We start from the raw sequence: 15,485 nt of genomic DNA, 5'->3' as shown, positions 1-15,485 counted from the left end.
TGGCAAATTTCAAATTTGATTAGTTTAATTCGGTGCTGGTCGCTGCGGTGTGTTTTGGCGTTAAATAGCTTTTGAAGCAGTTCTTGAGGTTTTCGCTGTGCAGTTTGAAATCATTGTAGAGCTGGTCAACCGCAGTGCTATTTTTATCTTTAGCTGCACGCTCGAGTTTGGCGGCGCACTCTCGCAGCTGAATTCCGTGTAATTGCGCTGCGCTGCCTTTGACGGCATGCGCGATTGAAATAATTTCCTCGCTGTTTGACTCAGCGTAGGCGCAGTCTAGGTCTTTGAGTTGGGTGCTTATTTGTTCGCAGAATAAAGCCAGTAATTTTTTAAGAATGTCTTGGCGTCCCATGGCGCTTTCTAGCGCCCTTTCTTTAATCCAAATTGCTCCTTCCTCGCAACTGCCATTAGCGGTGTCTACTTGTGGTAGCGAAGTCGGTAAGGCGGGGCTTGGCGTTGAGGTCTCTGTTGGTAGCCAGCGTTGCAGCTTTTCAATTAGATTGCTCGGGGTAAAGGGCTTGGGGAGGTAGTCGTTCATTCCGGCACTAATGCACTTTTCTTTGTCGCCGGACATCGCATTTGCAGTGAGCGCGATGATTGGGATAGAGCGATAGTCATCGCCTGCACTACCACTGCGTATATGCTTGCAAACTTGGTAGCCGTCCATTTCCGGCATTTGGCAGTCTAGCAATATCAGTGCGTAAGGCATGTCATTCGAAGTGGCATTTAACATTTGCAGTGCCACTTGGCCGTTGGCCGCGACTTCGGTGTTAAATCCCATTTCTGTCAAGGTGCAGCGTCCTACTTCTTGGTTAACAGGATTGTCTTCAACCAATAGCACCTTGTGTTGGCTGAACGCATCCTGGTTTGGATGAGTGCGTGAAATAGCAATGGTATCGCTTGCGTCGAAGTTGCTTAATTTTCTTTTCGCCGCTTTTGTTGGGAATGCCTTTTCATGTGGCTTGAGCTTAAGTATTGATGTGAGATCACTATGTGAAAGCGGCTTGAGATAAAAGCCATTGGCACCGGCGAGTGAAAGTTGTTCGCCGTCAGCAATATCGGTATACGCTACTATCACAATCGTTGCGCAGTCAAAGTGAGGGTTCTGGCGAAGTTTGGTGCACAGTGCGACCGTATCACTTTGGTGTTCGTCAGTCATACCGATGATGACGAGTTTTTCTGCGTCGTCTTTGGCCGCGGATTCCACTTGTAAGATTAAATCATTGGCACTTTCTGGCGCGCTAACGTCGACTTTCCATTTTTTAAGTTGATTGCAAATAGAGCTTGCGAACGCCTTATTGTCGTCAAGGATAAATACGGCACGATTACGTGTTGTATCTAGATTGGATTGATCTGCGGTGTCGCGGTCGCTGCAATCTTGTAGGCAAGCTGTAAATGTAAAGGTGCTGCCCTCGTTATAGGTGCTGGCGACGGAAATGCTACCACCCATTAGCTCGCATAAATTCTTACAGATAGATAAGCCTAGTCCGGATCCACCAAATTTGCGGGTTGTGCTGGCATCGATCTGCGTAAACGGTGAGAAAAGTCGTTTTATTTCGCTATTGGGGATGCCAATGCCGGTGTCGGTAATGGCGCAGCTTAAAATCAATTGGCCATTTTTGGAGCGCAATCCGGCGCGTAGAATAATATTGCCCTGTGCGGTGAACTTAATGGCATTCGCTAATAAATTGGTAATAATTTGACGTAGGCGAGCTGGGTCACCAGATACCCAACTCTGATTAATCGCGCTTTGATCAATGATTAGTTCTAGCCCTTTTTCATGGGCGTTTAAGGCTTGGCTCGCTCCGATGTCGTCAAACAGTTTTCTGATATTGAAAACAATGTTTTCTAATTGCAGCTTGCCGGCGTCGACTTTAGAAAAATCGAGAATATCGTTTATCAAGTTTAATAGGGATTGCGCGCTTGTTTTGGCGACATTGATTTTACGTTCCTGGTCTTTATTTAGCGGAGAGTTTTCTAATAGATTTAGCATGCCTAGCACGCCATTCATTGGTGTGCGTATTTCATGACTCATAACGGCTAAGAATTCGCTTTTGGCGTGCACGGCGGCTTCTGCCTTTTCTTTGGCGTCGATAAGTTCATCCCGTACTTTTCTGCGACTATCGATGTCTTGCACTGAACCGTAGACACGAATACAGCTCTGGTCGTGGAATTCGGCTTGACCGGTAATGTGAACCCAGGTTTCGCGCCCGTTCGCCGCGCGTATTTTTATCTCTTCGCTGAAGGGGACGCCGTCTTCCATTGCTTCTTTTATTGCTTTGTTAATTCGTAGGCGTGAATCTCTGGTGTGATAAAAGTCATTGTTGTTTTCATAGCTCGGGGTGAAATCGTCGGCTACCTTGTATATTTTTCTGGTCATTTCAGACCAGTACATTTTGTCGGCTTTGACGATATATTCCCAGGCGCCAACGCGGGCCTGTGCGCCCATTGAGCGCATTAGCGATTGCTGGCGTTGCATGATCTCGGCGGTTTTCTTTTGTGCAGAAATATCTTCGATTATCGACCAGACAAAGGCTTTTCCGGAGTCGTCATGAATTAATAAGCCGCTCAACCGCACCGGGAATTCACTGCCGTCTTTGCGAATGTAATTGCGCTCATAGGGACCGTATCGACCTGTTTTTTGCAGTGCGCGTATTTGATATTGCTCGGCTTCTTCGGCGTTTTTTGCACTTAGCTGCCAGTTGCTTAAGGTGACAAACTCTTCGCGGCTATACCCTGTACTGGCGAGAAGGGTATCGTTAACTTGCAAAAATTCGCCGCTTTCAAAGTCGCTAAGTGCAATGCCGTTGGGTGATAAATCAAATAGGCTACGCAATAAAAAATTGTGTCGTTGACGGCGGATGACTAATTGCAAAATGGCTGCGATCATTGAAAAGATGGCTACACCTGCAATAACGAGATAAGTCCTCAGTGCACTTGCATTATTAGCTAGTGTCGGCCAGCCGGTTTTGGGTATGGCGGCGAGCTGCCATTTCTCTCCTGAGGGCATGGATATTTCGGCGGTAACGGGACGAGCATCTTCGACAAAGGAGCTGGTGTTGCCGAAAAACACTGTCGAGGATTCCGACCCTAGCTTGCGTATTGCGATATTCAACTCTGAATTTGTTGCCAGCAAGCCGCTGGCCTCATACAAGCGCTGTAGGTCGATGACGGCGGACACGGTGCCCCATACGGTTGCCGACTGATCTTCCGCATTCGTTATAACGACTGGTATTCGGGCGATAAGTCCCTGGCCACCCTGGATAAGTTCAAATGGGCCAGAGATGATGGTTTGTTGTGTGTTGCGCGCGCGAAGTAAATCTGTAAGTTGATCTGGGCGTTTGTTGTAGTCAAAACCGATAGCGCTCTCGTTACCCTCTACCGGGTACATATACCGCAGTGTTAAGTTGCGTGTCGCGCTAATGTTGCGGAGTTGCGCGCTGCCATCGAATAAGGGCTTTGCAAATTTAGCGAAACCTTCTTGGTCGATATTTGGGTTAGAATAAATCGCTGACACCATGGCCTTGGAGGTCTGTAGATTCCCTAATATATTGCCTTCTAGTCTCGCGGCGATAATTTGGAGCTCTTTGTCTGCTTGGTCGCGTGAGCTTATTTTATAGGTGTGATTATTGACTTGGTCGATGTAAGCGCCAATGGTAATAATCGAGATGGCGCTGACTATCCATACTAGTAAATGCAGGCATTTCATTTTGTCGTAGTACAGGCGATAACGGGCATTGGGTTGTGTTATTCCCGTTTCAGTGTGGTGATTTATTTTTAATCCTGTAAATAGGTCTTTCATGCAATAGAGCTCTGCATCGTTCGGCTCTCTTGGTTTTCCGCGACCTCGTCATGCTACGGTAGCCATAACTAGGTCGGTATTCGTACTTTCCCTAGGGCTACTGATCGGTCTGCGGTTGATTCCGGTGCTGAAACTGTCGAGTACAGGCGTTTTGTTAACTGAAAAATGAGGTGGTCGTGACGATTTGGGTAGATGCGGACGCATGTCCAGTGGTGGTAAGAGAGATCCTGTTTAAGGCGGCAGTGCGCACCAAACTTATGTTGACCTTGATCGCGAATCAATCAGTGCGGGTGCCGCCATCACCCTATATTTCAGCTGTGCAGGTAAGTAGCGGCTTTGATGTGGCGGATAATGAAATTGTGCGCCGCGCGCAGGCCGGCGACTTGGTGATTACCAGTGATATTCCCTTGGCGGCCGAGGTAATAGAAAAGGGCGCTTTGGCGCTGAGTCCACGAGGTGAATTGTTAACGGCAGACAATGTCCGCAGCCGTTTAAACATGCGTGACTTTATGGACACCATGCGATCTTCAGGGGTACACAGCGGCGGTGCGCCCGCCTACAGTTCTGCAGACAAGCAAGCCTTCGCCAACCAGCTCGATCGCTATCTGGCGCAGCAAACGTAATGTGCTATTTCAGCACCTCAATAAAGCAGCCGTATTCATTATCGAGTTCGACGCTGAAACGAAAGTGCTCTGCGCCGGCGTTGATAATGTAGCGCTGAAAGCCCGGTAATAAATGAATTGCGTTAATCACGCTGTCTACGGGCAGCGGGATATCTAAAGTGGTATCAAGCAGGCGATTGTATTTGCGCGCCTTTACGGTGCCGGCTTGCAATCCGGCGCTGAAGCAGTCAAGTGCGCGGAGATAGTTTTCGGTAAACTTCGCATTTTTATCGCTGTCACCTGCGGCAGAGTCTGTATCTATGGTGGTACCCTGATATTTGATGCGCCTGCCTTCACTGGCCTCGCAGCTAACGTCGTCTGCGGCTCGGCCCTGTTCACAGCTGACCATGCGGTAGTAGGTGGAGTTGTCGTCTTGCTCGTGGGCCGCCAATTTGATCTGGCGTTTTGATCCCGGCCCGCTTTCACAGTGTGAGATAGCCTGCTTGCTAGCTGACTCGCCGTAGTTCTGAACGAGTTGAGCGATGGCGCGAGTGAGTAACTCCCCGGTAAAGATGTCTCTGTCCTCGCAGTCTGCCGCGACGCTGATAGTTGGTGAGACGAGGATAAGGGCAAAGCAGATGCGAAGTAGCATAGATGACTCTTTTTCGTGCCTTTTCGGTGATTGAAGTGTCACGCAATTGTACTGCGCGCTAGATGGCAGATTGGCCGTGCCGTCTAGTAAGTAGCAATATTATCAATATTAAGTAGCTGACCCCAACCGCTATTGGAAATAAAAGAGTCGCTAGAGAGTGGCACGCTTGCAGATTAAAATAAACAGCAGCGACGTAAGCCAAAAGCTACCGTCGCTGCCTTGCAGAAGATGAGTTGATCATCACTGCGAGTTTTATGGCTAAGCCTAATTTACTGGGCTCGGTCAGAGAGACTAAACCCGATCAGGCAGGGTGATATTCAGCTCTAGCACCGAGCAATTGCCGTTGTTGTCCAGCTGCACTTCCACTTGATCTTGATCGACATCGACGTATTTCCGAATCACCTCTAGCAACTCTTGTTGCAGCTTAGGCAGATAGTCGGGCTTATTTCGCTGATTGCGTTCGTGGGCGACAATGATTTGCAGGCGCTCTTTGGCAATCGAGGCGGTGTCCTTTTTCGACGAGCGGAAATAATCAAATATGCTCATGCGCTCCTCCGAAACAAACGTTTGAAGAGTCCCTTCTGCTCTACACTCATGAAGCGGTGTTCAACTTCTTCGCCGAGTAGGCGACTTACCGCGTCTGAGTACGCTTGGCCCGCTGGGCTTTCTATATCATGGATGACGGGAATACCTTGGTTTGAGGCTTTGAGAACGGTTTCAGATTCAGGGATAACGCCGAGTAGTTTGGTGGCGAGAATTTCTTCTACATCCTGTACGCCGAGCATTTCGCCTTTGGCAACGCGCTCGGGGTTGTAGCGGGTTAGCAATAGGCATTCTTCAACGCGTTCGCCATTTTCTGCGCGCCGCGATTTGCTTTGCAGTATGCCTAGAATGCGGTCTGAGTCGCGCACCGACGATACTTCTGGATTGGCAACGACAATGGCCAAGTCGGCGAAATACATCGCCATAAATGCGCCGTGTTCAATCCCGGCGGGGGAATCGCAAATGATGTACTCAAAGCCGTCGGCAGCCAATTCTTTCAGAATACGCTCTACGCCTTCGACGGTCAGCGCGTCTTTGTCACGGGTTTGCGAGGCGGGCAATATATAGAGGTTTTCCGCCCGCTTGTCTTTAATCAAAGCCTGACGAAGATTGGCTTCACCATTGATGACATTGACGAAGTCGTACACGACGCGGCGTTCGCAGTTCATGATGATATCAAGGTTGCGCAAACCTATATCAAAATCGATAACCACGGTTTTATGGCCGCGCATAGCGATACCACTACTTATCGCGGCGCTGGTGGTGGTTTTACCCACACCGCCTTTTCCTGAGGTAACTACAATTATTTTGGCCAAGGCTCTAATCCTTCTGTGCTGGTGTTGCGTGGTAAAAACAGGTGAAGTTCAGGCAAATCTAAACGAGTGGCGTAATACAAAGTGTCTGCTCGTCCAGACTGGCGTGAACCGCGCTTTTCCAATGATCTTTGCGAAGATCTTCATCTACTTTAAAGTTGCCGGCGATAGAGACCAGTTCGGCCTCTAAACTTTGGCAAAAAATACGTGCCGAGGTGTCTCCGCGCACGCCGGCTAGTGCGCGGCCGCGCAACGCACCATATATATGAATATTGCCGTCGGCTAAGACTTCTGCGCCAGCAGATACCGATGCCATGATAATGAGGTCGCCGCCGGGCGCGTAAACCTGTTGGCCGGAGCGAATAGGCGTGGTGACTATTTTGCTGGGGCTTGAATTGGGGTTGATCTCACCAATGTGCTCCGCTGCCGGCGCGGCGCTGGCTTCGTCGGTGGCTGTTGGCGCGGTGTCGCTTGCGGTGTTGTCCGCAATGGGTTTGACGCGTCCGACGGGCATAATCGCCAGGGAGATTTGTTTTGCTTCGTCCTGCAGTGCTGCATCGCTGTTGCGCAATGCCACCGGCAGGAGCCCGTGTGTCTTACAAATTTCAACTAGCTCGCTCAGTGGCAGGGCGCTTAATTCACCGTCAAATTCTTCAAAGCTGAGTACAACCGGCGTTTGTTTAAAGAAGATGGGGGCTTCTGCGGCTTTGTCTTGTAGCTGTTGCTCAAACTCAGCGCGATCGTAGTGAGATATTTCTAGCAGGGTCAGGGGGAATAAGCCCCCTTTCAGACGAAAGGCGGCGGATGATGCCGTATTTTTAGCTGTTGATGATTTTAAAAGTGGCAATCTACTTTCCTGAATTTTTGTACTGATGGAGCCGTGCGTGGTGGTGTTTCTTCCTGCGCGGCAAGATAGCAAAATTATTGGGGCTTAGAGTAAGGCATCGCCGCGATTGTTCAACTGTTTTTCACTTTGTTGGCCTTTAGTTTGGCTATATCTGCGATTTGTGCGCTATTTTTTACTCAGGGCGTGTCTTTGCGGACTACTTTTGCACGGTGCGTAGCATTAAACAGGTCAATATCCTTTGCTTGGTGATTTGGTAGCGAAGATGCAAAAGGTTGCGCTCATTGTGCAAAATCCATAAGGCTGGATCAAAGCGAAATGCGAGGCTGCAACTATCGGCGTCAATACTGTGCAGTTTTGCGGCATTGAAGCCAAAATACTGCTGAATCCGCGGATAAAGGGCTTTGTAGATAGCTTCTTTTGCCGAAAAGCACAGGCTCAGTCCAAGCCCGGCTGATAGGCTACTTTGGGCGATAATTCGTGATTCGGCGCTGTCGATAATTCGCGACTGCAGGCGCTCGGCGCGCTCGTCATCGAGAATATCTTGGGCGTCGATGCCTATCGCTGAAACCTCGGATTTTTCGGCGACAATGCAGGCGGCGTAATCGTCGGTATGGGTAATGCTCCCCACTAAGCTGCTAGGCCACTGCGGGCATCGCTTGGCGTCGGCGATGAGTTTAAATTCACTTATTCCTAAACTGGTCATAGCTTCGTTGGCTAAAAACCGCCCGGCAAAATACTCAGCTTGGCGTTTGCGGCTAGCGCGGATCAGCGTGGGTGGGCAATAAACCGACGCCTGCTGGTATTGTGTCAGTTCAAAGCTATTTTGGTCGAAGTAGCTACTAACGAGTATGGCGGGCGGGTAAGTTTTGGTGTCGTGGACAGGCTGAATAAAGGCCTTGTTCTCTGCGCTGGAGTTGTCCATGTTTTGTCCGCTGGGTGGTTGGCCTGCCTTGTTGGCGCTAAGTGTGCCTGATGGCAATACCCTGCGCAATGTATGGCCTTGTTCACACTTTGGACTTCATGTGTTTGACCGCCACTTTTTACTGCAACAGAATGCGAACACTTGTATACCCAACATTAGAAATAATAATGAGAATAGCAAAGTGAATCGCAAAGTGGCTCTGATTGGCGAAAATGGCCAGCCGGCATTTGGCTTATTTGAGCAGGGCGTAGAGCGCATTAACTTTCAAGATTATGATTTGCGTTCGCCAATGGATCGCAAATTGGGGCGCTGTGCCAAGTATTTCAAATTTAATCAATTTCAATTTATTGCCCTGGTGAGCCCGCAGTTGATCGTCGGTGTGGCAATCGTGGATTTGAAGTTGCTCAGCAATGCCTTTGTATACTTATACGATCCGCAGACCCAGGCATTTGACGAGTTTAGTTTTGTTCAGCCACTGGCTCGACACACCCATATTGATACGCAGCCAGAGAGCGGTTCGGCGTCTTTTCGCAGCGGTAAGAATAAAATTTCCATCGAGGTTAAAGACGGGCGGCGGCAGCTTCGCGCCACCCTCAAAAGCGGTGTCACTATTAGCGCGGATATTGATGAGACCGACGCATCGTCGCTGGCTATGTGCAGTCGCGCCGGTTATCAGGGCTGGGTGTTTACTCGTAAGAATGCGGCCTTGGTTTGTGATGGCAGCGTTGTCTGGGGTGGTAAACATATCAATTTAGCTGAGGCGAAGGCCTTGGCTTCGGTCGATTGGACCGCTGGCTATATGCGGGGTGAAACTTTCTGGAATTGGGGGAGTATGTCGGCAACCCTAAGTGATGGTCGTAGGCTGGGAATGAATCTCGCTGCGGGGGTGAATGAAACCGGATTTACAGAAAATGCACTATGGCTGGACGGCAAGCTGATAAAGGTAGATGCGGTGGATTTTCAATTTGACCGCTATCTTCCCAATAGTCCGTGGCGCATGCGCTCAGCGGACGGCATAGTCGACTTAGTATTTACGCCATTGGGGCAGCGCAAAGAAAAAATTAATGCGGTTTTTATTGCGTCTAACTTTACCCAGCATTTTGGTGTGTTTGAGGGAGAGCTGCACATAGGCAATGAAGTAATAAGCATTAAGGATTGTTTGGGCTTTGCCGAGGATCACTACGCACGCTGGTAGTTGGCTCCCCCGCATTTACCGTGGAGTAAGTCCGGTTAGATAGCTATTGGACTGAGCGGTTTCCCGTATATTGGCAAATCTCGTATGAGGTTCTAATAATAAGTTGAAATGGGATTTACGAATTTACTTGAGCTGATGAATAATAAAATAACAAGGGGTGGTTGATATATGAGGATAATAATACGTGGGCGAGTGCTGCTTAGCGGCGTTGTTTTAGCGTTTTTGTCGGCGTGTGGCGGCGGCAGCGGTGGCGGTGTCGATGTTGCAGAGCTTAGCAATTCGGTAGAAGAGCAGGCGACCGTTTTTGAGGCGTCGGTGTCCGATGCACTTAGCGCAGGTGAGCCGATCGACGGCCAATATATAGTCTTATTGAATAAATTAGACCAGCCGATTTTATCCGCTCTGCCCCTTGGGGATTTGATCAGTGACTTGCTGGGCAGCGTTAACGGCGTATTGCTGGGAAGTTTTGAAAATGTTGTTCGCGGGTTTGTCGCGCAACTTAGCCCAGAGGCGGCCGAGGTATTGGCTCAAAACCCAATGGTTAAATTGGTTGAGCAGGATCGCACCGTGACAATTGCGGCGAGCCAAGCCAATGCGACGTGGGGTTTAGACCGACTTGATCAGCCTAATTTACCTTTAGACGGTGTCTATACTTATAACGGCAGTGGCAATGGCGTGCATATTTATATCGTCGATACCGGCTTGCGAACTAGCCATCAAGAATTTACCGGTCGAGTGGGTGTCGGTCGTAATTTTGTTTCTAGTGGTTTTCTTTTTGCTAGTACTGACCCTGCAAATATCGACGATTGTAACGGCCACGGTACCCATGTTGCAGGTACGGCGGCGGGTACGACCTGGGGTGTAGCTAAGGACGCGACGGTGCATCCGGTGCGAGTCTTGGGTTGTAATGGCTCGGGTAGTAATGCCGGTGTTATCGCCGGTATCGATTGGTTGGCGGGTAACCATGTCAAACCTGCCGTTGCCAATATGAGTTTGGGTGGTGGCAGCAGTGAGGCTCTTGATCAGGCTGTTCGTGCGGCGATTGCTGCAGGCGTTACCTTTGTGGTCGCAGCGGGCAATGACAATATTGATGCCTGTAACGGCTCGCCAAATCGTGTGGATGAGGCGATTACCGTCGGCTCCACCAGTTCAAATGATGCGCGCTCATCGTTTTCAAACAAAGGTGCGTGTGTCGATATCTTTGCGCCGGGTTCGTCTATTACCTCGGCGTGGTATCAAGGCAATACCGACACCAATACGATAAGCGGTACCTCAATGGCATCACCCCATGTGGCGGGTGTGGCAGCCGTGATTTTGGGGCAGCAGCCTTCCGCTAGTCCAGCGGCAGTGTTTGCTCAGATTATTGGCGAAGGTGCGGCGGGTAAGCTCAGCGGTATCGGTACGGGTTCCCCCAATCTCTTGCTGCAAGTCTCGGCGGCCGGCAATGGTACGCCAACGGATTTTCCACCAAGCGCCTCGTTTACTTATAGTTGTGCTGACCTGAGCTGTACCTTTAATGGCGCCAGCTCTAGCGACGATAACGGTATTAACAGTTATCAGTGGAATTTCGGCGATGGTGGTTCGGCGAGTGGTGTCGCGCCATCGCATGACTTTTCTGCTGCGGGAAACTACACGGTGGCATTGACGGTTAGCGATACCGCTAATCAGCAAAACACAGGTGTGCAAAGTGTGGTGGTGAGCTTGCCGGGCAGCGGTCCCTGTCCTGAGTGCGCGCAAACCAGCGGCACCCTTAGTGGCACTAATGCTCAGGCTTATAGCCCGAGTAGTAGTGGGTTCAGCAGCGGTGGTGGTCAGTTCCGCGGGTTCTTAGAGGGCCCTGCGAATGCTGATTTCGATTTATATCTAGAGAGGCTGGGCGGCTTTATTTTCCAAAGCTGGTCAGTGGTGGCTGCAGGCGAGACAAATAGCTCTGATGAAGCGGTAACTTACAATGGCAATGCGGGTACTTATCGCTGGCGTGTAAAATCGTTTAATGGCGGTGGTGATTATATTTTATACACCGATAATCCCTAAATTTGTTGTTAGTTAGTCATTTAGCTTAAGGAAAACGGCACATTTGTAGTGCCGTTTTTTTTGCCTGAGTTTTGGGGTTAGGCCTAGATGACTCAGGCGTGCACTATTTTGTTTAGTGCAAGCTCGGTGAGTGGCAATGGGCTTTGCGGGGGAGTAGCCGCTCTGGGTGGTGAAAAAATTGCACAAACTTGGTTTGATTGGTGTTGTCATTGACAACATACTAAATTCACTATTCAATCGCCCAATGTCACTTTTGGTGCAGTTTGTGTGTCTGTGTCAATTGAGTCAAACAGCAATAAAAATGAAGACAAAATTCGCTAAATGTAGATAACGTGTTGGTTCTAGTATATTGCTTTGGCTTGGTTTGTTCGGTAAGTTACGGATAAATAACTTTCGAGCAAAGGCGCTTTTTGGCATCTATACTGGGTGTTGTCGGCGATATGATCTCGTGATTTTCTTTAGTGAGCTTGATTAACCAGAACAGAAAAGGATCGTCAGAATGAAACGATTGGTGTTATTGCTAAGTGTGTTCTTAGTGGCTTGTAGTAATGACAATACTCCTGACGTTAGTAGCGATAAGGCTGCGGCTGAAGCAGTGCAGGCTCTGCAGCAATCTGGCTCCGTCGATGGCAAAGCGCTTTATGCCGCGTGCGCTGCCTGTCATGGCGCGCAGGGTGAAGGGAATCCAGGTTTACATGCGCCATCGTTGGCGAATCAGCAGGATTGGTATCTCGAACGGCAGCTTCTGGGTTTTAGGAGCGGCGTGCGTGGCAGTCATCCGGAAGATGGTTACGGTGCGCAAATGCAGGCGATCGCTAAAACCTTAGCAGATGACGCGGCAGTTAAAGCGGTCGTCGCCTACATTGCAGACTTCAAGGCCAAACCCGCTGCGAAAACCCTAGAAGGTAATATTAAGCGCGGCGCGGATTACTATTCTAATTTGTGCGGCTCCTGTCACGGTCCTGCGGCGGAAGGGAATGAAAAACTCCAATCGCCGGCGCTGGCGGGTGTTGATGATTGGTATTTATTGAAGCAGTTCAATCATTTTCGCGACGGAATTCGCGGTGCGGATCAGACCGATCGCTACGGTTATCAAATGGGCATGATGGGTAAAACCCTGCCCAACGCTGAGATAGCAAACGACGTCATTGCCTATATTCAGTCGCTGGCGGATTAACAATGCGGGGACGGGTGCGCCTGCTGATTATATGGCTATGTGGTGCTTCTGCGTCGGTGCCACTGGCGGCGAGCGAGTGGAGCTTAAGCGATGTATGTCCCGCTGGCTTTCATCAGCGCGATGATGCCTGTTATTTGCAAAGCTTTTACAACGACTACGGGTCGCTGCAAGAGTCGGGAGTGGGTGGCTTAAAGACGGGGCTGCCGCCGCTGCGAGAAGGCTTTAGCGCCCAGCAAATAGATCTTGGCCGATTATTGTTTTTCGATCCCTTATTGTCGGTGGATGGTGACATGGCGTGTTCCTCCTGCCATCAGCCGGCGAGAGGTTTTTCAGATGGATTGGCTGGCAGTGCGGGGCGACACGGCCAAGCGATGACCCGTTCTGCACCGACGCTTTGGAATGTGGGATTTTTGCGGGAATTGTTTTGGGATGCGCGGGCGAGCTCGCTAGAAGAGCAAATGCAGGGGCCGTTATTTGCCCAAGAAGAAATGGCGAATACGCCGGCGCAGCTGCTAAAGAGTTTGCAAGATAATGCCAATTATCGCGAATTATTCAAGCAAGCTTTTAATGGCGAGTCATTGAGATTAGAGCAGGTTTACACCGCGTTGACCGCATTCCAGTCCTCGCTGGTGTCCTTGAGTAGCCGCTATGATTTATATGCTAACGGCTTTCATGAGGTGTTAACACAGCCAGAAATAGACGGCATGAATGTGTTTCGATCTTTTGTGGCGCGTTGTGCGGAATGCCATACGCCGCCATTGTTTACCAATCAGCAGATCGCGGTGATTGGCTCGCCGGAGCCTGACGGTGTGGCGTTGGATATTGGCGTTGCGGCGATTACGGGTGATGAGTCGCAGCGCGGTGGGTTTCGAGTGCCGACATTGCGCAATATTGAATTAACCGCACCGTATATGCATTCGGGTCGTTTTAACACCCTTCGCGACGCGGTGGCGTTTTATACCGGTGGGCGCGGACATGCTGTCCCGAAAGGCGAGCACCTGAGTTTGCACTGGCATATTTGGGAGCCCAATCTTGCTGACCACGAACTTGATTTGTTGGTGGCATTTTTAAAGACCTTAACCGATCAAAGTTTCATGCCGGTATTACCGCAAAAAGTACCTTCGGGCTTGGCGCCGGTGGCGACCCAAATTCTGACGCATTAATTATCCAGACTCTGGAAATAGAGGAGCACAACAATGAAGAAAATAATTCCACAGGGGCTGTTGTGGCTTAGTCTAATACTGGCGGCACCCACCTTGATGGCGGCTGATATTTTGGTCAAAGACGGCGAATCTATTCAGGGTGCGGTGAATAAGGCGAACACCGGTGACGTTATTTTGGTTCATCCTGGTACGTATAAAGAAAGCGTTTATGTCGACAAAGACGGCATCACTATTCGCGGTGTTGTAATAGATGGCGAGTGGCCGGTGATGGAGGGCGAAGGGGTTCGCAATGACGCCATTTTGTATTCCGGCAATGATTTTACCGTTGAGTGGTTAACGATTACCCACTACAAAGGCAATGCCATTATGGGGCAGGCCGGTAATAATTTTGTGATTCGCTACAACCGCGTTATCGACACTGGGGTGTACGGTATTTTCCCTCAGTTTGGCAAAAATGGCTTAATTGAATACAACGTCCTGAGTGGAATTGAAGACGCTGCCATTTACGTGGGTATGTGCGACAACGTCGATGTTCGCCACAACGAAGTCTTTGATAATGTGGCCGGTATAGAAATTGAAAATACCCGCCACGCCCTAGTCGAGAATAACTACGCTCACGACAATACCGCCGGCCTATTAGTATTTATTACCCCCGGGCTGCCGATTAAAACCACCTACGATGTTGTTTTGCGCAACAATTTTGTTGTTAACAATAATACCGCTAATTTTGGCGCACCGGGTTCGATTGTGTCTAAAGTGCCGGCGGGAATCGGTATTGTCGTCATGGCGGCCGATGACGTTATTGTTGAGGGAAATATTATTTCCGGCAATAAAACCGCGGGTATTGTCGTTACCGATTTGGCATTTATTACCGATATTTCCAGTGACCCCGATTCAGAGCCCAATCCAGATCGCATGGTGTTTCTCGATAACCTGATGTTTGATAACGGCGCTGATCCTGTGGCGGACGTTAAAGCATTAATGCTGACCCAATTCAGTCGCAGTGGTCCGGATATCCTGGCTAATTTAGGTTCAGCCCAAGAGCCTGATAATTGCATTATCAATCGTGAACGCTATACCAGCTTTGGTGTAAAGAAGTGGAGTGAATGCGAGCGCAAAGACACCAAAGACATCGTGAGTATGCTGATTCCCGGTGGGGCGCCAAGTGAAGTGGTGACTACCGAGGGCCGCACAAAGCTCCTTTATCAAGGTATTTGCGCCGGCTGCCACGCCTATAACCTTCGCATGATTGGTCCGCCAACCTTAACTGTGCAGGCTTTATATCTAAATGATCCACAGGGTATTGCCGACTATATTGCGGCGCCCCATAAAGTGCGGACAGACTACCCCACTATGCCGCCACAGGGTCATTTGTCGCCTGAGTTACGGCGTGATGTTGCAGAGTATATGTTGAGCGTTACTAAATAATGTTGAGCTAGATGTTTTATTGCGAGGGCATATTATGAAATCCATGAGTAGAAGTCGTTTGGCCTGCGCTGTTGGCCTTGCAGTACTGGGGACGTCATCGGCATATGCAGCCAAAAATCTCGCTTTAGAGGAGGTGGTGGTTACGGCCCAGAAGCGCGAGCAGAGTGCGATGACTGTGCCGGTCACCGTCGACACCTTTACCAATCAGGATCTAGAAAATACCGGCGCTTTGAATATGGAAGATATTCAAGCCTACCCGTGGTGCATTTAGGAAAGGGGTAAGTTACTCACCCTCACAAAGAGGTTAT

13 protein-coding genes are annotated in these 15,485 nt (G+C 49.6%); 7 read left to right on the top strand and 6 right to left on the bottom strand.

Features of this window, described 5'->3' with window-relative positions:
- Window positions 1–19: 19 nt before the first annotated feature.
- On the bottom strand, window positions 20–3,802 hold the full coding sequence (locus tag AAC007_RS16425; protein WP_339678194.1) for a response regulator: 3,783 nt from the start codon (window positions 3,800–3,802) through the stop codon (window positions 20–22).
- 176 nt (window positions 3,803–3,978) lie between these two features.
- On the opposite strand from AAC007_RS16425, the gene AAC007_RS16420 reads away from it, so the two are divergent.
- Window positions 3,979–4,425, top strand: coding sequence for a YaiI/YqxD family protein (locus tag AAC007_RS16420; RefSeq protein ID WP_339678192.1), 447 nt, complete (start codon window positions 3,979–3,981; stop codon window positions 4,423–4,425).
- A gap of 4 nt (window positions 4,426–4,429) precedes the next feature.
- On the opposite strand, the gene AAC007_RS16415 is transcribed toward AAC007_RS16420, so the two are convergent.
- The 5 genes from AAC007_RS16415 to AAC007_RS16395 form a co-directional block, all read right to left on the bottom strand.
- Window positions 4,430–5,056: a hypothetical protein gene (locus tag AAC007_RS16415; RefSeq protein WP_339678190.1), complete on the bottom strand. Its 627-nt coding sequence runs from the start codon at window positions 5,054–5,056 to the stop codon at window positions 4,430–4,432.
- Between the two features lie 291 nt (window positions 5,057–5,347).
- Entirely contained in the window at window positions 5,348–5,602 is a 255-nt protein-coding gene (gene minE, locus AAC007_RS16410) for a cell division topological specificity factor MinE (protein WP_339678189.1), read from the bottom strand.
- Window positions 5,599–6,414, bottom strand: coding sequence for a septum site-determining protein MinD (gene minD, locus AAC007_RS16405; RefSeq protein WP_339678188.1), 816 nt, complete (start codon window positions 6,412–6,414; stop codon window positions 5,599–5,601). The genes minE and minD overlap by 4 nt, the downstream gene beginning before the upstream one ends.
- Before the next feature lie 58 nt (window positions 6,415–6,472).
- A complete protein-coding gene (gene minC, locus AAC007_RS16400; protein WP_339678186.1) occupies window positions 6,473–7,258 on the bottom strand; it encodes a septum site-determining protein MinC in 786 nt (261 codons plus the stop codon).
- A gap of 196 nt (window positions 7,259–7,454) precedes the next feature.
- Complete coding sequence (locus tag AAC007_RS16395) at window positions 7,455–8,180, bottom strand: 4'-phosphopantetheinyl transferase superfamily protein (protein ID WP_339678185.1); 726 nt, start codon at window positions 8,178–8,180, stop codon at window positions 7,455–7,457.
- On the opposite strand from AAC007_RS16395, the gene AAC007_RS16390 reads away from it, so the two are divergent.
- The 6 genes from AAC007_RS16390 (at window position 8,179) to AAC007_RS16365 (ending at window position 15,448) form a co-directional block, all read left to right on the top strand.
- On the top strand, window positions 8,179–9,375 hold the full coding sequence (locus AAC007_RS16390) for a DUF2804 domain-containing protein (RefSeq protein WP_339678184.1): 1,197 nt from the start codon (window positions 8,179–8,181) through the stop codon (window positions 9,373–9,375). The genes AAC007_RS16395 and AAC007_RS16390 overlap by 2 nt on opposite strands.
- A gap of 168 nt (window positions 9,376–9,543) precedes the next feature.
- Entirely contained in the window at window positions 9,544–11,409 is a 1,866-nt protein-coding gene (locus tag AAC007_RS16385; protein WP_339678182.1) for a S8 family serine peptidase, read from the top strand.
- Window positions 11,410–11,908: 499 nt separating this feature from the next.
- Window positions 11,909–12,586 carry a c-type cytochrome gene (locus tag AAC007_RS16380; protein ID WP_219044366.1) on the top strand — a complete coding sequence of 226 codons (678 nt, stop codon included), beginning with the start codon at window positions 11,909–11,911 and terminating at the stop codon, window positions 12,584–12,586.
- 2 nt (window positions 12,587–12,588) lie between these two features.
- Window positions 12,589–13,749, top strand: coding sequence for a cytochrome c peroxidase (locus AAC007_RS16375; RefSeq protein WP_295876561.1), 1,161 nt, complete (start codon window positions 12,589–12,591; stop codon window positions 13,747–13,749).
- A gap of 33 nt (window positions 13,750–13,782) precedes the next feature.
- The gene (locus tag AAC007_RS16370; protein ID WP_339678179.1) at window positions 13,783–15,177 is read left to right on the top strand and encodes a parallel beta-helix domain-containing protein; all 1,395 of its coding nucleotides are present in this window, start codon (window positions 13,783–13,785) and stop codon (window positions 15,175–15,177) included.
- Between the two features lie 34 nt (window positions 15,178–15,211).
- Window positions 15,212–15,448 (top strand): hypothetical protein, encoded by a 237-nt coding sequence (locus AAC007_RS16365; protein ID WP_339678178.1) that lies wholly within the window; start codon window positions 15,212–15,214, stop codon window positions 15,446–15,448.
- Window positions 15,449–15,485: the final 37 nt, after the last annotated feature.

Source organism: uncultured Zhongshania sp. (assembly GCF_963975605.1).
Classification (GTDB): Bacteria; Pseudomonadota; Gammaproteobacteria; order Pseudomonadales; family Spongiibacteraceae; genus Spongiibacter; species Spongiibacter aquimaris.
Note: the sequence above shows the minus strand (reverse complement) of the source record. Positions and strands in the feature narration are given on the sequence as shown.

Coding starts and splice junctions, on each gene's coding strand:
- AAC007_RS16415 (WP_339678190.1), bottom strand. CDS start 5,056: ATGCTACTTCGCATCTGCTTTGCCCTTATCCTCGTCTCACCAACTATC.
- AAC007_RS16375 (WP_295876561.1), top strand. CDS start 12,589: ATGCGGGGACGGGTGCGCCTGCTGATTATATGGCTATGTGGTGCTTCT.
- AAC007_RS16390 (WP_339678184.1), top strand. CDS start 8,179: ATGTTTTGTCCGCTGGGTGGTTGGCCTGCCTTGTTGGCGCTAAGTGTG.
- AAC007_RS16385 (WP_339678182.1), top strand. CDS start 9,544: ATGAGGATAATAATACGTGGGCGAGTGCTGCTTAGCGGCGTTGTTTTA.
- AAC007_RS16395 (WP_339678185.1), bottom strand. CDS start 8,180: ATGGACAACTCCAGCGCAGAGAACAAGGCCTTTATTCAGCCTGTCCAC.
- AAC007_RS16365 (WP_339678178.1), top strand. CDS start 15,212: ATGAAATCCATGAGTAGAAGTCGTTTGGCCTGCGCTGTTGGCCTTGCA.
- AAC007_RS16425 (WP_339678194.1), bottom strand. CDS start 3,802: ATGAAAGACCTATTTACAGGATTAAAAATAAATCACCACACTGAAACG.
- minE (WP_339678189.1), bottom strand. CDS start 5,602: ATGAGCATATTTGATTATTTCCGCTCGTCGAAAAAGGACACCGCCTCG.
- AAC007_RS16380 (WP_219044366.1), top strand. CDS start 11,909: ATGAAACGATTGGTGTTATTGCTAAGTGTGTTCTTAGTGGCTTGTAGT.
- AAC007_RS16370 (WP_339678179.1), top strand. CDS start 13,783: ATGAAGAAAATAATTCCACAGGGGCTGTTGTGGCTTAGTCTAATACTG.